This window comes from Paraburkholderia sp. C35, assembly GCF_003121405.1.
GTDB lineage: Bacteria > Pseudomonadota > Gammaproteobacteria > Burkholderiales > Burkholderiaceae > Paraburkholderia.
Genome location: NZ_QBUY01000007.1, coordinates 69,961 through 91,251 on the forward strand (window position 1 = coordinate 69,961; position 21,291 = coordinate 91,251).

A 21,291-nucleotide genomic window follows, 5' to 3' on the forward strand; every position below is an offset into this window, starting at 1 on the left:
CGGGTTCACCATCTGCGGTAGGCAATGCCATTGAGTCCGATGCCCGTGGACGTCGAATATACGTCGTATACGTCATCGCCTTCCTGCGGATCGTCGGGTTCGCTGGCGTAGCTGCGCTTGCCCCAGGTCGTCGCATCGCCTGACTGCGAGTCAGGGTTCATTGGATCGCGCGGAATACGCCGCAGAAAATACAGCTTGTGCCCTTTCGGATCGGTCTGGTCCTTCACGCCGTCGACCAGCACTTCGAGCGCGGGCGGATAGCCCGTCGCGCCCGCTTCTTTCGCAATGCGTCCGTCCTTGCTCGCGGCCTTGTAGGCATCGATCGCGCCGCGGATCTCGTGCAACGCGTTGCGCAGTTCCTGCTCGCGTTCGCGTTGCCGCATGACCTGCGCGACGGGCACGGTCATGCAGGCAAGCACGCCGAGAATCGCCAGCGTGACGAGCAGTTCGATCAGCGTGAAGCCGGCCGCCCCGCGCCCGGCGGGGGATCGCACAATGGCGGCCATCATCGCGCGCCCACGCTCAAGGTGTACGCCGACGGCGGCGGCATCGTCACCGACATGCCACCCGCGCCGAGCACCGAACCGGGCTGGACCTGGATCGACGTTTGCGCGGCAGGCGCGAGCGCCTTGAAGCTCAGGACGGCAAACGTCGCTTGCGCGTATCCGCCGGAGCCTCCAGGCGCAGAGTCGGCGAGAATCAACTGGCCGCCCTGCGCCACGCGGTTCGAGAAGCTCGTCGGTGCGCCACCCTGCTTGAGAAAATCGCCTTCTGTCGCGCCGGTGAATTGCAGTTTCGACACGTCGTAGCTCACGGTCGCGGATGCGCTCGTGACAGGCTGGTCCGCCTGCATCAGCAATGCGACGGTGACGGAGTCGCCCGTCTTCACCTGTGGCGGCCCCTGAATCGACATTTCCGCTGTGCCCGGCACGCCGCCTCCTCCGACCAGCGGTGTCGCGTCGCCGCCCAGATAGGCGCCGGTTCCCGCACCAGCGCCATACGAACCCGTGCTCGCGCCGTTCGCGCCCGTCGGCGATATGCTCGAGCCGTTACGCGGCCCGGACGCGCCGAAGTCCGCAGCCTGCATCGTCGCGGGCGAGCCGTTGACTGGCACAGGCGCCACGATCCCATTCGACTTGATCATGCTCTGCATGTTCGTCTCGGTGCCTGACGTGAAGTACGCGAGCGATGCTTCCGGATGGCGGATATTGCGCACCAGATGCGGCGTGATCGACAGAACGATCTCCGTGTTCTTGTCGTCGTCGGTCGTCGCGCCGAACAGGCGGCCGAGCACGGGCAACTGGCCGAGGCCCGGCAGCTTGTTGCCCGACGTGCGCTCCTGGCTGTCGATCAATCCCGCCAGCACGTCCGTTTCGCCGTTCTTCAGCTGCAGCACCGTGCTGGCCGTGCGCGTACCGATCTCGTACGCAGTCGTGCCCGATGAACCTGTGATCTGGTTCAGCAGGCTGCTGACTTCAAGCGATACCTTGATGCCGACGGTGTCGTCGAGATAGATGGTCGGCTCGACGTTCAGCGTCAGACCGATGTCGAGATAGTTGATCGACTGCGAAACAAAGCCAGTGGAAGTCGCCGTCGAGGTGATGTTCGGCACGCGCTCGCCTATCAGGATCTTCGCCTTCTCGTGATTGCGCACGCGGATACGCGGATTGGTCAGCAGCTTCGCGTTCGAATCCTGACGGTTCGCATTGACGGTCGCCTGTATCGACGAGACACCCAAGCTGCGCGATGTCTGATGCAGCAGATCATGCAGCGATAGCGCGGGGGACGCGCCCGAACTGCCGGACGAATACGACGACCCGTACGACGCACCCGACGCGCCACTGCCCGATCCGATCGCGCCCAATGCGCTGCCCGCAGCCGTTGGCGTAAAGGTGACCGACGACGGCCACGCAATGCCGAGATCCTGCAGGCTGTTGCGCTGCACTTCCAGCACTTCGACTTCGAGCATCACTTCCGGCTCGGGCACATCTTCGAGCGCGACGAGCTTTTCGGCCATGCTTATCGCGGCGGGCGTGTCGCGCACGATCACGAGGTTGAGCTTTTCGTCGGCAACGACATCGTGTGATTTGACGATCGTCTTCAACGTATTGGCGACCGTCTTCGCATCGGCATTCGACAGAAAGAAGGTGCGCACTGCCAGTTCCTGATAGTCCTTCAGCTTGGCTGGCGTGTTCGGATAGATCAGCACCGTGTTCTCGTCGAGCACCTGTTGCGCGAGCTGATTGGTGGCGAGCACATAGCGCACGGCGGCTTCGATCGTGCTGTTGCGCAGATAGATCGAGGTGCGCTGATCGGTCTTCACGTCCTTGTCGAACAGGAAGTTCAGCCCGGCGCTGCGCGAGATCACGTCGAACACCTGCCGTAGCGGTGCGTCCTTGAAGTCGATCCGCACTGGCTTGCGATATGCGCTCGCCAGCGCGGCTTCGACGCGCAGAAAGCCCGTATCGGCGGCGAGCCTGCGTTGCAACGCGAGCGCGCGCGGATGCGCGGGCGCTTCCGTCAACACCCTGGCGACGAGACCGCGCGCATTGTCGGTGTCCTGCTTCGCGGCCAGTGCCTCAGCGCGCTCGACGAGACCGTCGATACGCGCCGCGTTGTCGAGCGATGCGATGCCTGCCTGCGCGCGTTCGTTGGCGGGATCGATGGTCAGCGCATGCTGGTACGATTTACGCGCCGCCCCACGCGCACCGCTCGCGGCAAGACGGTCGCCTTCTTCATCGAGATGCGCGACGGCGTTCTCGCGTTCCGCGAGCCATGCCGCGCGGTAATGCGCGTCGCGCGGATCTTGTGTGACGGCCTGTTGCAGCTTCGCCAGACCTTCATCGACCTTGCCCTGGGCGACAAGATCCTTGCCGTCGCGATACGCGCGTTCCGCCGCGCAACCGGTCAACAAGACAGGCACGGCGACCAGCAGCGCAAGCGCGCGCAGCGTGTTACGCGAGTTCCGTATAGCAATCGATATTGCAAATGGCGTAGCCAACGATTCACTTCCTTTGGTTGCGTTCATCAGTCGGCACTGCCGATATCCATGGTCTGAACCAGTTTCAGGGGCAAGTAGACGAGCGTCATGGTCGGCGGCCGGATGGCATCAACGCGATACGTTCCGTCGATCACCGTCTGGTCGTGCACGATCAGCGTTTCGTCGCCGCGCGTCAGATACACCTCCCAGTTGCCCTCGGCGCCCTGTTTGCCGAGATACGTAAACGGCATGCTGGGGACGGCGGGCTCGGGCGGCAACGGTGGAATCTCCGCGCCGGCGGGTGCGGCGGACGGCAACGGCGACGCCATCGCGCGACTGCCGAACAGCGCATGTGTTTCCCCATTCGTCGCGCCGATCAGTTCGGCACGCGCGCGCAACGCCGCGATGCCAACCACATCGTTACTCGCAGCGCGCGAGGGAGGCGTCGCGGCATGCGCGCCAGTGCGCGGCATCGCCTCGACAACCTGTTCCGCCGGATTCCTTTGGCCGAATGCGAGCAGTCCTGCGCAGAGCAAAAACGCCAAGGCGAGCATCAGGTGCTTGCGTTTCATCGTCGCACCTCGCCTGTATCCGGTGATGCAACGGGACGCAGAAAAACCGTCAGGCGCAGACTTGCTTCGACGGTGGCGTCATTGGCGGAACTACGCTTGAAACGCATGTCGTCGAGCGCGGCATACGGCACACTTAGCAATACCCGTTCGCAAAAGCGCCGCAGACGTGCATAGTCGCCCTTCACCGGCAAGACGATCGTGTAGGTCTCGAAGCGCCCCGCCGTATCACGCGCCGGTTTGTATTCGGCTTTGTCCAGTGTGACGCCCGATTCTTCGGCAGCGTCGAACAGGCGCTCGACGATCTGCTCGCTGTGCGCCGCGTCGCCCAATGCCGAGTAGAACGCCGCCAGACGCGCTGCGGCCATCGCAGGTGCGGTCACGACCGGCTTCGGCGGCGGCGCAGTGCGAGCGAGCGTCACTGCACGCGTCTGCTGCTCGATCCGCGCCGCGAGCGACGGCAACAGCGCGAGCCATAGCGAGGCCGCCGCGAGTAAGAGCACGCCCGCCAGCAGCGCGTCCACGCCGCATCGGCGAAACGTGAGACGCAGCTGCAACAGCACGCGCGCAAGATTCGGCAAGCTCACGATTCCACCCTTCGCCACTGCGCTTCGACCTGAAAACGGATCACGCTGTCCATGCCATCGCGCATCCGTTCGTGCCGGACCAGCGTCACGCGTTCGAACAGCGGTTGCTGCTCCAGTTGCGTCAGATAGTCGATCATGTCCTTGCTGCTGGCGCATTCCGCTTCGATCTTCAGCAGCGCGCGCGCCGGTTCGGGCGCGATCGACAGCAATGCGATGGGTGCGGGCGTCGCGGCTTCGACAGCATCGAGAATGCGGCCCCACGGCAGGTTGAGCCTTGCCACTGCGGCATTGACGGCAGCTGCCTGCTTCGCGTCGATGGGCATGTTGCTGGCGCCATGCGCAGCGTGGGCCGAGCGGTCCGCACGTGACGCCAGGCGCGCCGCTTCGAACTGAAGTGAATCGAGGTGGAGAAACAGCCGGTACGCGCGATGTCCCGCCATCACGCACATCAGCAGCGCCATCACCGTCAGCAGACGCGCGGCAGGATGCGGACGGTACAGCGCACGACGCCAGCCGAACGGCGCGAGATCGATATGGAGACGTTTCATTGTTTCGGGTCGCGCTTACCGGCGTGATGCCATTGCACATTCAGGCCTACCGCATCTGCCTGCCAGCCATCGCGTGGAACACCATGGATATGGAGCGCGGAAGGCGGCGACACGTTGTCGAGCAGCGCCGCGCGCGTCAGTTGATCGCGTAGCCAGGTAGCAGTCGCAGTGCTTTCGGGAAGCGTGATCGTGCGTACTGCGGCGAGACGAGCGGTCTTCGTGCCGGCGACAAGACCCAGTGTCAGCGCGTTGTCGCCGAGTGTCGCGACCCACGCATCGGCACCGAGCCGACGCCGCAAGCGATTCCACGCAGTCACGAAGTCCGGCATGACGGAAGCGAGACAGCTGCGCTGCGCATCGACTGCCAGTTGCAACGCTGCGTGCAGTCGCTGCGGAACGGCGCAGGCCAGAAACGGCGACACCGCATGCCAGTCGGCTGCCAGTTGCCAGTGCGCGAGCGACTCGCCGTAAAGCAGCTGGAAACGCACACCCGCGGCGGCTCGCAAGTCTTGCATGCGTGTACTGTTGGCGGGAGGCGTAACGATGAAATAGCGCGCCAGATCGTCGTCGATCGTTACGTGAATGGGCGAGCGAGCGACGCCCGCCGTATCCAGCACCGCAGTGATTGGCACGGCCAGCACATCGGGCGTTGCATCCACCAACGCTGGCATCGGATGAGCGACGCGCACGGGCGTCGAATTTCGCGAGCCGCTCACGCGCAGCACCGACACTGCGTCGCGCGACAGTCGCAGACAGCAATGTCCGCGCGGCCAGAATCGTTTCAGTCGATCACGCATTGAGCGTCACCCGTTTGACTTCCGCGAGCGTGGTCTCGCCACGTCTCACCAGATTCAACGCGACATCGCGCAAGCGCCGCGTGCCGTTCTTGCGCGCCACGTCCTTGATCGCGCGGATCGGCTGCTTTTCGACCACCATGTCGCGGATCTCGTCGTCGAGAATCAGGATTTCCGCAATCGCGCGGCGCCCGCGATAACCGGTGCCTCGACAGTCGCCGCATCCGATCCCCTGGCGAAAATCGAAACCCGCGACATCCGCGCGGCTCAGCGAAAGGCGCGCGAGTTCGGCATCGGTCTGCACGTACGGCGCGGCACAGTGCGTGCAGTTCACGCGCATCAGACGCTGCGCCCAGATGCCGTTGAGCGCCGACACGAACGCATACGGATCGATGCCCATATGGCTGAAGCGGCCGAACACGTCGAACACGTTGTTCGCGTGAACGGTCGTCAGCACAAGGTGACCCGTCAGCGCGGACTGGACGGCGATTTCCGCCGTCTCGCGATCGCGAATCTCGCCGACCATGATCTTATCCGGATCGTGACGCAGGATCGAACGCAGACCGCGTGCGAACGTCAGCCCTTTTTTCTCGTTGACGGGAATCTGCAAAATGCCCGGCAACTGGTATTCGACGGGGTCTTCGATCGTGATGATCTTGTCGCGCCCGTTGTGGATCTCCGTGAGCGCGGCGTAGAGCGTCGTGGTCTTGCCCGAGCCGGTCGGCCCTGTGACGAGCAGCATGCCGTATGGTTCTTCGGCCAGCGCACGCAGCGCCACCAGCGATTCACTGTCGTACCCCAGCGCTTCAAGTGTCAGCGAACCATACGCTTCGATCATTGCGCGCTTGTCGAGAATCCGGATCACGGCGTCTTCGCCATGAATGCTCGGCATGATCGACACGCGCAAATCGATGTCGCGCCCGCCCGCCGCCACACGGAAGCTGCCGTCCTGTGGCACGCGCCGCTCGGCAATATCGAGTTCCGCCAGAACCTTGAGCCGCGAGATAACCTGCTCGGCAGTTTCGACGCCGTTCAGCGTTGCCGCCGCGTCGAGCACACCGTCCACGCGATACTTCAGCGCAAGGCCGCTGGCGGTGCTTTCGAGGTGGATGTCGGATGCGCCTGCTTTCAATGCGTCGTAAAGCGTCGAATTCACCAGCTTCACGGCGGGGCTGGCAGCCGCGCTGACCGTCTCGAATGACAGCACCTGCGCCGTGCGGCCTTCGGCCTGTGCTGCATCGCCATGAGTCACCAGGCTGTCGATCGCCCGCGTCGATTCCTCCATGCGCGCGTGATAAGCCTGAAGCTCGGATGGCAGCGCGAGCCGGATATCGATTGCAGTACCCGCTTGCGCGGCAAGCCAGGTTTGCAGATCGAGATCGAACGGGCTCGTTACGACGCCGACGTACGATTCACCCGCGTCGCGCAGCAACACTCAGCGGCGTTGCATCGCACGCGACAAAGGCACGCGGTCGAATGCGGGTTGCAACGTCAGCATGTCGGCCGTCTCGATCACGCGCATGTCGAGCAGTTGTGCGAGCGCCTGCAACAATTGACGCGGCTCGATGCCCGTGAGCGCTTCCAGTTCGACGACGAGATGCCGCTGCGTCGCGGCGGCTGCGGCGCGTGCGCGCGCCAGCAGGGCGGCGTCCAACAACGGCTCGATGTGGTCGCGCGCGGTCATGACAAACCTTCCGCGAGATCGAAGATCGGCATATAGAGCAGCACGACGATGGTGCCGACCACGAGTCCGATCGCCGACATCAGCAGCGGTTCGAACATGCGCGTGAAACGGTCGATCCAGCGGCTGATTTCACCGTCGTAAAACGCCGCCGATCGCGTAAGCATGGTGCCGAGTTCACCCGAACGCGCGCCGACGCGCAGCATGCGCAACGAAATCGGTGTGGTGAGGTCTTCCGCATGGAAGGAACTGGACAACGGCGCGCCTGCCTGAACGGCGGCCCGCGCGCGCAGCACTCCTTCGCGCAGTGCGGGCGATATCGTTCCGCCCGCCGTTTCCATGGCTGTCACGATCGGAATACCGCCTTCGAGCAGCATGCCAAGCGTCAGATAGAGCCGCGACAGCTGATAGATGCGCAGATGCGGACCAAGCAGCGGAATGCGGCCCAACAGACTGACGAGCCCAATTCGCGCAATCGTGACCCGCACGGCCGCCCCGCCAGCCGTGGCGATCGCCACGGCTGCGGCAAGCAACGGCAGTCCATGCGCCGACGCGAACTTGCCCCAATCGAGCAACATCTGCGACATCCACGGCAAACTTCTGCCCGTGCCTTCATAGATCGTCGCGAAACGTGGCACCACGAAGGCGATCAGAAACGTCGATACGCCGCCACCCACCACGAACAGGATGCTCGGGTAGATCGCGGAACTGATCAGCTTGTTGCGCACTGTATCGATACGCGCCTGATAGTCGACATAGCGCTGGAGCGAACGTGGCAAGTCGCTGGTGCCCTCGGCCGCGCGCACGATGCCGACGTACAGCGGCGGAAACACGTCCGGCTGCTCGGCAAGCAGACTCGAAAAGCGCTTGCCTTCGCGCAGACCCGCAAGGAGCCGCTGCAGAATGCCGCGCAGCCTTGCGTTGCCTTCGCGCTCCACCAGCGCTTCCAGACCTTCGACAATCGATAAACCCGCCGTCAGCAGCGCAAGCAGTTCCTGGCTGAACAGCACGAGCGAGATGCCACCGCGCGAAGCCTTTGCTGAACGCAATGTGCGCAATGCGCGCAATTGCGTCGCGTGCAGCCCGCGCGCCTCAACCTGGCGTCGCGCATCGTCTTCGTTCTGCGCATCGATGACGAGCGCGACAATCTGGTTATCGGGCGAGAGCGCCCTGACTTCATACGGCATGGTGCTGTGCTACTGGCCTGTTATGGTCTGCTTCCCCGTTGCGACGCGTGCCATGTCGGCACGTGTCGCACTACCTGTATTGCGTCACTCGCTGCTGATGTCGGCGTCTTCGCCCGACCCGCCCGGCTGGCCGTCGCGTCCGTACGAGATCACCGCATAGTCGCCCTTCGCGCCCGGCACCTGATACACGTACGGATGGCCCCACGGATCGAGCGGCACTTCCTTCTTCAGATAAGGTCCTGCCCATTTGTCCGCGTTGGCGGGCTTGACGACGAGCGCGGAGAGGTTTTCGTCGGCGGTGGGATAGCGGCCGACATCGAGCCGGAAGTTATCGATGGACTTCGTGAAGACATCGATCTGCGCACGCGCGATGGTTGCCTGCGACTTGCCGAGCTGCGCGAAATAGCGCGGCCCGACGAGCGCCGCCAGCATGCCGATGATCACCAGCACCACCAGCAGTTCGAGCAGCGTAAATCCGCCCTGTTTCGATATGCGCGCACGCCGCATGCGCCGCGTGTGCGAGACACCGCTCGCGTAGTTATGTGTTACGGACTGCATCGGTACTTCCTTCAAAAGTTGGACGCCCGCAAGGCGGACGTCCATACGACGTTAGGACAGCATCACTGACGCGCCTGCTGCGTCGACGTCACGTTGTTGTACACACCGAACTCGAACAGCGAGTAGCCGTAGGCCGTCGAACGCTTCGTGCCGTACAGGCGCACATAGCGCGCCGTCGTGTTCGGGAACGACACGTCTTCGACCCCACCCTTGCTGTCCGTCGCCGTGTAGACGGTGTTCGACCAGTCCACGTTGTCATGCGACGTCTGGATCTGGTACGCAATCGCGTGCGCGTTCTCCCAGTTCAGCACCACACGGTTGAAGGTCTGCTCCGAGCCGAGATCGATGGCGATCCACGACGGATCGACGAACTGCGACGACCAGCGCGTGCCCGTGTTGCCGTCTACGGCTGCCGTGGGCGGCGTGTTGCCGTTCTCGTCACCGCTCGATGTGGCCGGCCGGTTCAGCGCCAGATTCACGCTCGCCGACAACGGCACAAAGCTCACGCTGATGCTGTGCGTCGCGATGACGTTGGTGAACGTGTACGTGGACTGCACGCCGAGGTTCTGACCATCGACCGTCATCGAACCCACGCCGTAACCCGCCGCCGGCTGCGCCGTGAACGTCTGCGAGCCGCCCTGAATCACGTTCACCTCACCCGACGGGTTGATTGCGCCGTTCGCGCCCGCTGTCGCCGTGACGATCAGCTTCGGCGTCGCCGCCGAGTTATAGACTTCGAACTCGAACAACGAGTAACCGTACTGCGTCGCGCGCTGAACACCTTGCATGCGCACATAGCGTGCGTTCGTGACGGGCAGCGAGATGTCCTCGACGCCGCCTGCGCCCGTGCGTTGCGGGATGATGTTGGTCCACTTCTGGTTGTCGTTCGACGCCTGCAGCAGATACGCCTTGCCGTATGCGTTCTCCCAGTTCAGCACGACGCGGTCGAACTGCGTCGACTGACCGAGATCCACCGTGATCCACGCGTTGTCGTTGAAGTCCGACGACCAGCGCGAGCCAAGGTCGCCGTCGACTGCGTTGCTGGCCGCATAGCCGTCGTCCTGCGCACCGCTCGATGTCACGACCTTGCCGCGTGCGAGGTTGGCGCTCGGCACGCCTCCGTTGCCACCGTCACCACCATTGCCACCGTTGTCGCCATTACCGCCGTTGTTGCCGTCGTTACCGCCCGTTGCGGCCGTCACGATCAACTTTGCTGTCCCGCTCGTCGCGCTGCCGCCACCGTTGGTCACGACGACGCTGTACGTCGCACCGTTGTCGGCTGCGATCGTGGTGGGCGGCGTCGTGTAGCCCGGATTGCTCGTGATCGCCACCACTGCGCCGTTGCGCAGCCACTGGAACGAGAACGGCCCCGTACCCGTGACGCCCACCGAGAACTGCGCGGCCTGCCCTTCGCTGACCGCCACGTCCGCCAGTTTCGTCGAAATCACAGGCGCATCCGCCGCATTACCCTGCACGCACAGCGACCAGCCCGGCGTGTTGTCGATGATGCCAGGCGTCGACTGTCCCGACGAGAACACGAGATAAGCCTGCGTCGGCGCATCCTGCACGCCTGTCGACGTCCATGTGCCCCACGGTGCCGGGAACGCGCAGGTTGCAAAGTTCGCGCGCGCCACCGTCAACGCTTCGTTCTGCGTCGGCAGACGCATGCCGACTGCCGCGCAATACTGCTTCGCGACCGTCTGCGTGAATTGCGCACCCTGATTCGGGAACGTCGTGTAGTACTGCTGCCACACCAGACCGCTGACGTTGTCCTTCACGTTCGGCACATACGGGCCCGACGGCAGACCGGCAATGGTCGAATTCCACGTGCCCGGCTTCGCGCCCAGCAAGGTGAAGCGCTCGGTCGCGCCGCCGCATTGCGGCGAGTCGAACACCTGAAACTCGAACAGCGAGTAACCATACTGCGTCATGCGTTGCAGGCCGAGCATGCGTACATAGCGTGCCGACGTGCTCGGGAAGATCGTCGTTTCCGTGCCGCCGTGACCTGCGATGATCTGATCGTTCGGCAATACGTTGGTCCACGCGCTGTTGTCGTTCGACACCTGGATCTTGTACGCCGATGCTGCCGCGTTCTCCCACATCAGCACAACCTTGTTGAAGGTCTGGATCGAGCCGAGATCGACCGTGATCCACGAAGGATCGATCTCCGGCGCCGACGACCAGCGCGATGCAACCGAACCGTCCACTGCGTACTGCGCGGCAAGACCGCCGTTCTGGTCGCTGCTCGACATCGCCTTCGCGTTGAGTGCGAGGTTGCTGTTGTCCGCGCCGCTCACCGTCAACGTGGCGAGGTCGCTCTGCGCGCTGCCTGCGCTGTTCGTGACCGTGACAGCGTAGTTGCCGCCGTCGCCGCCTTGTGCCGACGCAATCGCGATGCTCGCCGAGTTCGTGCCGTACGGCTTGCCGTCCTTGGTCCATTGATACTTCAACGGCGCGGAACCGCTGGCGAGCACGTTGAAGCTCACGCTCTGGCCAAACGGCACGCTGACGCTGCGCGGTTGCGACACGATGACGGGCGGCGTCGCGACGCTCACTGTTAGTGTTGCATCCGACGAGGTGGCCGTACCGGCGCTGTTCGTCACCACGGCACTAAACACCGAACCGCTATCCGAGGGCTGCGGGGCAGGCGTGTCATACACGGGCTGGTTCGCGCCGGGAATGGGGTTGCCGTTTTTGCGCCACTGATACGACAGCACGGGCGAGCCGTGTGCCGCGACGATGAACTCCGCGCTCTGCCCGGCCGTGATGCTGAGCGGCACCGGTTGAGTATCGATGACGGGCGCAGCGGGCTGCACCACCCTCATGCCTGCGACACGCGAGGTCACGCTGCTGTTCGCGTTGTGCACCGCGACGCTGTACGTCGTGCCGTCGTCTCCCGTCTGAACGGCAGGCGTCGTGTACGTGTAGCCGGTCGCACCGGGAATCGGCGCGCCGTTCTTCATCCATTGATAGCCGATGGGCGCAGTGCCTGCCGATAGCACAGAATATTGCCCGCTCTGCCCTTGCGTAACGGTCTGATCGGCCGGTTGCGTGATGATGCGCAGCGGGCTCGGCTGCTGCGGGCCGACCACCAGCGCGTTGCCGTTGAAGGCTTGCTGCGCGTTCGTCGGTACTACGTTGAACGTGGCCGTGCCGCTGCCGAGACCGGGAGCGGTTGCCGTCACCGTGACCGCTCCCGGCGTGAACTGCGACTTCACCGCGATACGCGTCATGCCGCCTTCGACCGACAGATTCGGGTCGCCCGGCGCGTGGTACGACAGCGGTTGATTCGGCGTCACGTCATGATCCGAGCCCCCGCGATACGTGCCGGGGCCGCTGACGCTGAACGTCAGGGTTTGCGAGGCATCCGGCACGCGCACATTGTTTGCGTCGACCACGGTTGCCGTGATGACCGCGGCATCCGTGCCATTGGCAGTGACCGCGAAGGATTCGCCGTTCGGCTTGACCAGCTCCGGCTCGACGGTCAACTGGATATGATCGGCAGGGCCGGCCGTCGCCAGCGTATCGTACGCGGCGACCTGGCGGTTGTTGTCGAGACATTCCGCCGTCAGCGTGCCCGGTGCCCACTGGATGTTGTCCCAGTGAACCTGCGTGGGCAGCATCGTCGTGTTCTGCGTGATATCCGTCGGTTCAGTCGACGGCGAATTCGGCGTCTGGTCCGCGCCGATCAGTTCGCCATTGAGGCGCAGCCGCACGGCGGGACAGTTGCTGAATGCATTGACCGTCACCGAACCCGCGCGATTCCACGTATGCGCGAGCTTCACGACAGGCTTGATCTCGAACGGCGTCCACGCGGCCTGATAGATGTAGTAGATCAGGCGCGGCAGACGGTTTGCGTCCATCATCGACGCGCCATTACTACGCACAGAGTCATTCGGGACGCCATCTGTCTGTGTGGTTATTTCACCCGGCGTATCGGCGAGATACCAGTGCGCAATGCCGAACGACTTGCCAGCCACGCTCTCCACCCAGTTCTTCAGATACGGCGCGGCGAACGCCAGTTCGAAATCGTACTTCCATCGGCCGATTCCATCGCCCCAGTACTCCGAGCCCCAAACGGGTGAATTCGGGAAAGTCTTCTTTATGTTGATGTCGCAGCCGTCGCCACTGCAGCCGAGAATATCGCCGTTGTTAGGGTTGGGTGTGCGATCGGCCTGCGCGCGCGTATTGATCGGATCCCACACCTGCGAAAGCGCCTTTAGCGATTGCGCGAACGCCGTATCCGTTGCGCCGTTATCGGCTTCCCAGGCGAGCACGGAAGGGTGATTGCGATCGTGCACGATCATGTCGCGATGCAGTTCCGTCTTCAGCGTGATGTTGTTCTGCGTCATGCATTGATCGCCTGCAACGGTCTTGTCCGTACAGATCACGGCGAACCCACCTTCGCCCTCGCCGCTTGGCTGCACCGTCATCACGCCATAGGCATCGGCGGCATCGAGGAATTCCCGGCCCTGGCTCGAATGACCCGGGCGGTAGAGACTGCCGCCCGCCTGCGTGAGCAGGCTCAGGTCTTTCCACTGCAACTCCGGCGGCACGGCCGAACCGAGCGCCGGATAGTCGTAGCGCCCCGACGCACCCCACAGATAGTGCGGGTGCCCGTTGATGATCGGAAAGTTCTGGTCCCACGTGATCGTGCGGATGCCGAGCGGGGTTTCGGCCGTATCGACCACGACGCCGTCGATACTGACGGAGTGGATCACACGATACAGGTATGGCTTGCCGTAAATGCTGTTATTCGGGTACCAGAGTGTCGGATTGCTCACCGTCATTACCTGATCGAACAGCGTGGGCTGCAAGCCGGGTTGCGCGTTGGCGGCCACGTTGCGCGTGTCCTGTGCGGTAGCCACGACGGTGCCGCCCGCGTCGACGATCTGAGTCGTCAGCGTCACCTTCTGGTCCGTCGAGTACTCGTTTAGGACGTTGGTCTGCACGCGTACTGTCGCGGACGACGGGCTCGCGGCCACCGTTGCGACATACGTGCCCCATGTGTTGAGCACGGCATAGATGTTCTCGGGAATGTGCACACGATCCGTGATGTGCATCCACACGGGACGGAACAGCCCGGTGTCGTCCTGACCAAAACGGAATGCGCCTGCGAAATTCGGCGATTCGAAGAACTTGTCGCCGCGGGCAACCTTCACGGCCAGCACGTTATCCGTGCCGTCGAATTTCACATAGTTCGTGATGTCGACGATGAACGGTATAAAGCCGAGCACGTGCGTCGCGTTTGGATTGATCTGGCTGTTGCCGGGAATGAATGTCCCGTTGATAAAGACCTGCGCGCCCGTGTGTGCGCCTTCGAACTCGATATAGATCTTGCGCGTCGCAAAGGACGGATCGAGCGTGAAGTGTTTTCTGTACCAGTTGATATTGCCCGTCAGATATGCCTGATCGCCACCCGAATGCCAGTTAAGGAAGGTATCGTTTTCGGATGGTGTCTGTGGAACACCAACCTGCTGCCATGCAGAGTCGTTGAAGCCCGGCTGCATCGAGTTGGGATCGTCTGAGTCTTTGATGTACTTCCACGGCGTCGCGCCGAGATTGATCCTGATGTGATTGGAGGGCGGAAGCGCTTCGCTGGCGACAGCGTGAGTCGCAATGCAAAGCAACATCATCCAAAGTACAACTAAACAGCTTATGAGCTGCCCCGTAAACAACCGTACGCTGAAGCGCATTATGGTTTCCTTGTCGTTCTTTCCGGTCTTTCTTTGAATCGATGTGGCTCGATGTTCACGCCGCCCGCGCGATCAGATGCACGAGCAGACACGCTCGCCGACGCTGAGGCGCAACACGCGCACCTTTTGCATCGGAGAGTACGACTCCGCCACTTTTCTGATTACAGAACATCCCAAATGATAAGCAAACGTTTGCTCTTCAATTTGAATACGCTTGCTTAAAGACGCCCCAATCCCACTATTTAAATTTTCATGGCCTTTATGTATTGATGTATCCCTGCACCCAATAGCCGATTGCGTGCGGAATACCTTGTATTTCTTCTCTGACTCGTGCCTGGTTTCGGCCCGCTTACCGTTCTACACAACGCCTGAATCTGGTCGTTGGCGCAGCATTCTTCTTTACTTATGTGACGGCGATGTTACGAACTATTTCAAATTTTAAGCCGCCGTTTAAGACTTTCTTTAGAGGACATTTCCTCTCGTCAAATGCCATTTAGCGCAATCTTTCAATGAGCCCACACTGCGTCTTACGGTCGAGGATTAGACATTTATCCAACCTTTAACGCAATAACGTTTCGGTCAACGCGGCGTTGCATATTGGGAAACAGTATCTGATCGCAGCAATGCGTCGTCGGTGCTGTGTACTAGCCGGTCAGAAACTGGAATCGACGGTTCGATGAAAAGCAGCGCCGTGCTGATCAGCCTTGACATCGAACACTGTCTCTGAAGAATCGAGCGGAAGTGAGGCATGGGAAGCGATGGGACTGTCGAGATGGCGACTCGACTCTTCAATGTTCAGTGCGGCAGACGGTCTGCAATCGCCATGACGCCGGCTGCGGCGCAAACTTCATCCTTGTCGCCGCCCGGCGCGCCACCGATTCCGAGCGCACCCACGATTTCACCGTTCACCTTGATTGCCACTGCGCCAGGCAACGCCATGACGTTGTGGACCGTCGCCAGTTGAGGCGCATAGGGACTCGTTTTCATCAGCTCGAAAAAGCCACTCGACCGATCGAAATTGAATTCCGGCCCCAACGTTACGACAGTAAAAGCCTTGCGGAAGCTCGACTCACCCGTATGAACCGTTGCCTTGTCTCCACGTAACTGCAATTGCGGCACGCCATCCATATCGACGACGGTTGCAGTAACCCAATAGTGCTTCGCTTCACACACGCGCATTGCTTCTCTGGCCGCGTCATAGGCGAGATCCAGCGGTATGCGGTAGCCGATCTGAGGTGCTGGTGTTTCAGCATGAGCGGTGCCGCCAGACATCGATGCCATGCAGGACGCAGCGAGCAGACCCAGAAGTTTCATTTTCATGTTGACTCCGTGTGGCGCATGCGTTGCACCACGCAAATGCTTCAGTTGATAGGAGAGACCGGATGCTTTCGAGGAGTCGTTACCCGGCTTCAGGCAGCTGCAAGCCCGTTGTCGATGAGGTAGATCGCAGCGGCAAACGTAACGATCGACAGTACTGTGCTGACCAGAATCGAAGTGGCCGCCTCGCTTTGGTAAGTACCGGCCTCATTGGCAAACATGGCGGGAATCGTCGCGGAAGGTAACGCGCATAGCAGAATCATTTGCTGTGCGTACAGCCCGCGCACGCCAAGAAGTATCGTTGCGGCGAACATCAAGACGGGATGGACGAGGAGCTTCAATCCGAGATTTCCCCAAACTTCATTCGAGAGCTTGAGCTTGTGAGACGACATGATCAGCCCCAGGCACAACAGCGAAACACCTGGCGTCGCCTTGCCGAGAAGATTGAACCCATCGGCGAGAAGCGGCGGAAGTTTGATCTGAAGCAGCGAGCAGACGATGCCAATCGCAGGCGCCCACAGCAGCGGGCGGCGCACAGCGCCCTTCACGCTGGAAAGAAAAGCTTGAGCACCACTGCCCTGTCCGCTTGCCACGGTCAGCAAGGTGGCAGTCAGCGGAATCATGACAAGACTGGCGATGAGGTTAAGAACCAGCACCGAGTAGATACTGCCTGTGCCATACATTGCCTGAAGAATTGGAATCCCCATGAATGCAGCATCGGGATAGCCCACCACGAAGCCTTTGAGCGTCGCGGCCTTTAGCTCACGCAGACGCCACCATCCAATCAGCAACGCGATCAGGTACATACCCATGATGCCGATGAAGGTCGCCAATACGAACCTGAAGTCGAACAGTTGCGAGCGAGGCGTGCTCGCCATTCCCACGAGCAGGAGTGCGGGAAATATCCAGCCTAATACCAGCCGGCTGATGAGCAGACTGTCCGAGTGATTCAGGCGCCCACGCTTTCCCGCGATGTAGCCAAGCGCGATGACGATAGCAACAGGTACTAAAGGTCCAACGATCCTGTCCAGCATGATTCTCCTTGCTCCTTCATTGTTTTATGGTTTGTGAATGATTCGACGCCAGCGCGGCACCGGGTTCAGGACGTCCTGCACCGACCTGGTAAGCCGTGGCTACTTGATGCGGTAGTCGCGTATCACGTCTGGATCTGGCTCGATGCCCAGGCCTGCACCTTGCGGCACCGTTATCCGTCCGTTGCGCGGAATGATCGCGTCGCCGTAGAGCTGCGCTTCGAGATCGAAGTAGCGCCATTCGATCAGCGACTTCGGACCGCCGAGCGCCGCGCTGGCGTGCACACTGGCAAGCAGGCCGGGGCCGTCGTAGAACGTGTGAACCATAACCGTCACGTTGTGTGCGTTCGCCAGCGCGAAGACCTTCTGCAGTTCCGTGATGCCGCCCATCTTGGCGGGGCTCGGCTGGATGAAATCGACGGAACCAGCCTCCAGCAGATGCTGGAAGTCCATCAAGGTCGACGCGTTTTCGCCAGCTGCGACAGGGATGCCGCCTTGTTTGCGCACTGTCGCGAGGCCCGCGTAGTTTTCTGGCGGCCACACGGGCTCTTCGATCCAGCGCAGATTAAAAGGTCGAAACTGCTCCGTCATATCGAGCGCTTCGCGGACCGTCCACGGGCAATTGACGTCGAGCGTGATTTCGATGTCGGGGCCGGCCGCTTCGCGCGCGGCGCGCACGGTTTCCAACGTGACCTCATGCAGCTTCAGATGCCGATAGCCGCTCTCCACCGCCCGCCGCACATTGCGTGCGACCAGTTCCGGGTCGGCATAGCGGATCAGGCTCGCATAGCACGCGAGCGAGGTCGCCTCCGCGCCGCCGAGCAACGTATGAACCGGTTGATTCGCCGCCTTGCCTGCGATGTCCCATAGCGCGATATCGATCGCCGACAAGCCGTAGATAAACGCTCCGCTGCGGCCGAACACATGAAATTTCTTCTGCAATTCGAACATCGACTTTTCGCGCAGCGCGACATCGCGGCCGATCAGTTCAGGCGCGAGGATGTTGTCGATCACTAGCCTGACGGCTGGAATCGCAGTGAAGCCGAAGGTTTCACCCCAGCCAACGGTGCCATCGTCAGTCGTGACCTTCACGACGAGCGAATCGACCACCTGCAGGTCTTTCGGCCCCCATACCCCGCCTGCCGACGGCCCGCCCGTCGTAAACGGAATGCGCAGGGGAATGGTTTCGATGCTTGCAATTTTCATTTGTGAACGTTCCTCCGTTGGACGGGGTGGTACCTGATCGACGCAACAACTTGTCCTACAACGGAATGAATAATAGTTCACATCTCGTTGTCCTGCAACAGAACATACTTGTTCTTTTTATCATATGAAGTATGAGAACCCCGTCCAGGCTGGCTTACACGTGCGCGAACTGGCTGGGTGACCGGTTCGACTAGATGTAGAATATGAGTACAAGTGACCACATACGATTGACCATGAAAGAGCTCAATGTCCAACGTGTCGAGCGTCGCCCCCACCTCGCGGAACACATCACCCGCTCGCTGAGCGAGGAAATCCAGTCCGGCCGGTTACGCCCGGGCGACCGCCTGCCTACAGAGCAGTTTCTTTCACAGAACTTCGGCGTCAGCCGCAACGTGGTGCGAGAGGCCATCGCGAGCCTGCGGACGCAGGGGCTGATTGAAACGCGGCAAGGCATTGGGGCATTCGTCGCTTCAACGCATGAAGCCGTTGAGCCGCTTCCGAACATGAACACCACGCTCCTGGAAGGCGACGACACGATCCGCAATATGTTTGAGGTCCGAGCCGTCCTCGAGAGTCAGGCTGCCGCGTTGGCGGCCACACGCATGACGGCCAGGCGACTGCAGCCAATCGAAGAGGCCATCGAACGGATGCGCTTCAAAGACAAGCCAAGTGCAGTCACCGTCAACGCAGATCTCGAGTTCCATCGCGCGATAGCATCTGCTGCGGGCAACGATTACCTCGAAGCCATGATCCGTCTGGTACTCGAGCCCCTGCGAACACTGATCGCCGCCAACTTCGCCAGACAGGGACCTTTGTTCGGAAATATTCCGAACGCGGCGCGTGGCGAACATGAAACGCTATTGCAGGCGTTGAAAGACAAAGACCCGGTCGCCGCGCGCGCCGTGATGGGACAACATATCGTGGCTGCGGCTTCCCGATTCGGCTACGACATCTCGTTCTTTTGAAGGTATTTGACGTTAATGACGGAGCGCGAATCGGCGACGAAAAATTTGACCGACTGCAACCACGGATCGGGATCCCGAAGATCGACCTCGTACGGTACGGATTCACATTCACCGGGAGATTCACAGCCTTCCTCCGCCCCAGCAGTTAACTGAAAGCCCCGCCGATCGATGCGCAACGCTAATCACATTTGAGCGCAAACCAACATCAGACGTTTCGAGCGATACAGCGCTGCAACTTACCTGATGCCGGATGTCTCGTAGTCACTACGCTTAGTATCAGATCGATCACAACACTAGCAGACAGCCCGACCTCGCCTAACGACTATATCGATGCCTTATTTGCTTACGATTCAGCTTCCAAGCGTTCCCGTGAAGTCGTTTAGACGTCGCTCGACGTCAGGCGAACTTTGTAAGCCCATATCCATGAGTTGTTTGATTCTCCGCTGCGCCTCGGGCCGCTGCAGTGAGTCAATAAACGCGGTCCACTCGGCATTTACATCCGTATCACTGGGCAGCGTCGCATGATTGATGAGTCGCTTGTAGGCCGTCAATACCGACTTGTCGAAGGTCGCGATTCGCGACGCCAGTTGGTCAACGAACCTGTCCAATTCTGAATCCGGAAGCGCGCGATTCACGTATCCGTATAGCTCGGCTGTTTTGGCGTCGATGTCAGTGCCGCCAAGCGCAATTTCCATCGTGCGTCCCCGCCCAACGAGACGGGAAAGTCTCGCCAACGGCCCGCCACCCGTGACCAGCGCTGCCCCCACTTCCCATTGCGACAGGAATGCCTGCTCTTGACTCGCGAAGCGCATATCGCACGCAAGCGCGAGTTCGCTGCCGACCCCGGTAGCGCGCCCTCGTATTGCTGCTATCGACACAACTGGTGCGCGGGTCAGGCGTACCAGCATGTCAGGCAGAGGATGCATGCCCGTTGGGCCGGATGGAAGGCTCGTACTCTCTTCCAGGGGGTGCGTGAAGTCATAGTGGTTCAGAAAGAATCCCGGCACCGCGCTCTCGAATACCACTACTTTCAACGCTGGCTCCGTCTCAAGCGCAGCGATGACCGCCTCTAGTTGAGGAATCGTGTCCGGTCCGAAAATATTAAAGGGTGGATTTTCGAGCAATACTTTCCAGTAAGCCGGCGTGTGGCGTTCAACCCTGATTTGCTGATGCTCGCTGCTCGAATTCATTTAGACTCCTGACTCAGTTATCGAAACGTCAATGTTTTGAAACCGATGAGAGACCTTTTCCGCTTGACACCAGTCGCTACGGGGCCGTCCTTATCCCGCAGTAACACAATGACGCTCCTAGGCGGAAACGCCTCCAGCTTGCCATCATCGAACTTGCCGCCCAGACCATAGTCATACCGGCAATGACGCATGGATGGCCTTCACAATCTCACGGGTGAATCTGGGATCATTCATTTCAATGTCTGCGGACAAGCGCGCACCAACTTCCTGCAGCACCCATCCGTTACCATCCGGATCGGTGAACGATGCATACGACGCATAGCTTTGTCGATGCGGGTTCAACCCATCTACGACTTCCTTTCCATCTGAATGATGGAATACGCCGCCCGTGTCATGAAATGGCTCGCTGATCACGATGCCGCGTCGAGTGAGTTCATTGCGCGCAACCTCGATGTCCGACACAACGAGATGAACCGCCTGGAGCGAACCTGGTGCTGCCACAGTCATGTTCTTGCCGAACATGACTGAGCATCCAGAACCAGGTGGCGTGAACTGAATAACCCGGTAGTCGTCCCCTGCGCTGTAGTCGAGATCGAGCTGCCATCCCAACGCGCTATAAAAACGCTTGGCGCGATCGGCGTCCGTGACGGGAATCACCACAATCTCGATCTTCATGTCGAAAACGCCGGCAGCCGGAATGTCGGCTTCGTGACCCTGTTGCATCAATGCATTTTCCATTTCCCACTCCTCTCATGCTTGCATGACTGATTTCTCAGATATCGCTTCGTGCATGTGAAAAAGATAGGAGAAAGCGCAACGAAACAAAACGGAAAACGGCGACACAATCGATTGCATTGATGCCAGCCAGAATACGTCGCGATCCTCTGCACAGCATCAAGCTCGCTCTTTTGATTCACCTCTCAATTCACGTGCAATCGAAGACCGGCAACCGCGTCGCCCCACGGTAAGGTCCGCCGAAAGC

At 61.0% G+C, this 21,291-nt stretch carries 15 protein-coding genes and 1 pseudogene; 1 reads left to right on the forward strand and 15 read right to left on the reverse strand.

All coding sequences use genetic code 11. The features are described from left to right. Positions 1–5: 5 nt before the first annotated feature. The 13 genes and pseudogenes from DK391_RS06830 to DK391_RS06890 form a co-directional block, all read right to left on the reverse strand. Positions 6–509, reverse strand: coding sequence for a type II secretion system protein (locus DK391_RS06830; RefSeq protein ID WP_109477243.1), 504 nt, complete (start codon positions 507–509; stop codon positions 6–8). Beyond that, positions 506–3,001: a secretin N-terminal domain-containing protein gene (locus DK391_RS06835; protein WP_239482729.1), complete on the reverse strand. Its 2,496-nt coding sequence runs from the start codon at positions 2,999–3,001 to the stop codon at positions 506–508. Before DK391_RS06835 ends, DK391_RS06830 begins: the two co-directional genes overlap by 4 nt. Positions 3,002–3,027: 26 nt before the next feature. After that, complete coding sequence (locus DK391_RS06840; RefSeq protein WP_109477245.1) at positions 3,028–3,552, reverse strand: hypothetical protein; 525 nt, start codon at positions 3,550–3,552, stop codon at positions 3,028–3,030. After that, positions 3,549–4,136 carry a GspMb/PilO family protein gene (locus DK391_RS06845; RefSeq protein WP_109477333.1) on the reverse strand — a complete coding sequence of 196 codons (588 nt, stop codon included), beginning with the start codon at positions 4,134–4,136 and terminating at the stop codon, positions 3,549–3,551. The genes DK391_RS06840 and DK391_RS06845 overlap by 4 nt, the downstream gene beginning before the upstream one ends. Then, positions 4,133–4,684 (reverse strand): PilN domain-containing protein, encoded by a 552-nt coding sequence (locus tag DK391_RS06850; protein WP_109477246.1) that lies wholly within the window; start codon positions 4,682–4,684, stop codon positions 4,133–4,135. The genes DK391_RS06845 and DK391_RS06850 overlap by 4 nt, the downstream gene beginning before the upstream one ends. Continuing rightward, positions 4,681–5,481, reverse strand: a complete 801-nt coding sequence (locus DK391_RS06855; protein ID WP_109477247.1) for a hypothetical protein — start codon at positions 5,479–5,481, stop codon at positions 4,681–4,683. Before DK391_RS06855 ends, DK391_RS06850 begins: the two co-directional genes overlap by 4 nt. Beyond that, positions 5,474–7,162: pseudogene (locus DK391_RS06860) on the reverse strand (GspE/PulE family protein). Before DK391_RS06860 ends, DK391_RS06855 begins: the two are co-directional and overlap by 8 nt. Further along, a complete protein-coding gene (locus DK391_RS06865) occupies positions 7,159–8,346 on the reverse strand; it encodes a type II secretion system F family protein (RefSeq protein ID WP_109477248.1) in 1,188 nt (395 codons plus the stop codon). The pseudogene DK391_RS06860 and the gene DK391_RS06865 overlap by 4 nt, the downstream one beginning before the upstream one ends. A gap of 84 nt (positions 8,347–8,430) precedes the next feature. Continuing rightward, positions 8,431–8,853, reverse strand: coding sequence for a type II secretion system major pseudopilin GspG (gspG, locus tag DK391_RS06870; protein WP_239482739.1), 423 nt, complete (start codon positions 8,851–8,853; stop codon positions 8,431–8,433). Positions 8,854–8,966: 113 nt separating this feature from the next. Further along, entirely contained in the window at positions 8,967–14,540 is a 5,574-nt protein-coding gene (locus DK391_RS06875; RefSeq protein WP_239482730.1) for a discoidin domain-containing protein, read from the reverse strand. An 855-nt stretch (positions 14,541–15,395) separates the two neighbouring features. Then, positions 15,396–15,872 carry a heme-binding protein gene (locus DK391_RS06880; RefSeq protein WP_239482731.1) on the reverse strand — a complete coding sequence of 159 codons (477 nt, stop codon included), beginning with the start codon at positions 15,870–15,872 and terminating at the stop codon, positions 15,396–15,398. Between the two features lie 137 nt (positions 15,873–16,009). Next, positions 16,010–16,951: an AEC family transporter gene (locus DK391_RS06885; RefSeq protein ID WP_109477251.1), complete on the reverse strand. Its 942-nt coding sequence runs from the start codon at positions 16,949–16,951 to the stop codon at positions 16,010–16,012. 99 nt (positions 16,952–17,050) lie between these two features. Beyond that, positions 17,051–18,154 carry a mandelate racemase/muconate lactonizing enzyme family protein gene (locus tag DK391_RS06890; RefSeq protein ID WP_109477252.1) on the reverse strand — a complete coding sequence of 368 codons (1,104 nt, stop codon included), beginning with the start codon at positions 18,152–18,154 and terminating at the stop codon, positions 17,051–17,053. A gap of 233 nt (positions 18,155–18,387) precedes the next feature. Here DK391_RS06890 and DK391_RS06895 point away from each other — a divergent pair, with 233 nt between their 5' ends. Next, positions 18,388–19,119 carry a FadR/GntR family transcriptional regulator gene (locus tag DK391_RS06895; protein ID WP_109477253.1) on the forward strand — a complete coding sequence of 244 codons (732 nt, stop codon included), beginning with the start codon at positions 18,388–18,390 and terminating at the stop codon, positions 19,117–19,119. A 350-nt stretch (positions 19,120–19,469) separates the two neighbouring features. Here DK391_RS06895 and DK391_RS06900 read toward each other — a convergent pair whose 3' ends face one another. Further along, positions 19,470–20,309, reverse strand: coding sequence for an enoyl-CoA hydratase/isomerase family protein (locus DK391_RS06900; RefSeq protein WP_109477254.1), 840 nt, complete (start codon positions 20,307–20,309; stop codon positions 19,470–19,472). A gap of 171 nt (positions 20,310–20,480) precedes the next feature. Further along, positions 20,481–21,047, reverse strand: coding sequence for a VOC family protein (locus DK391_RS06905; protein WP_239482732.1), 567 nt, complete (start codon positions 21,045–21,047; stop codon positions 20,481–20,483). Positions 21,048–21,291: the final 244 nt, after the last annotated feature.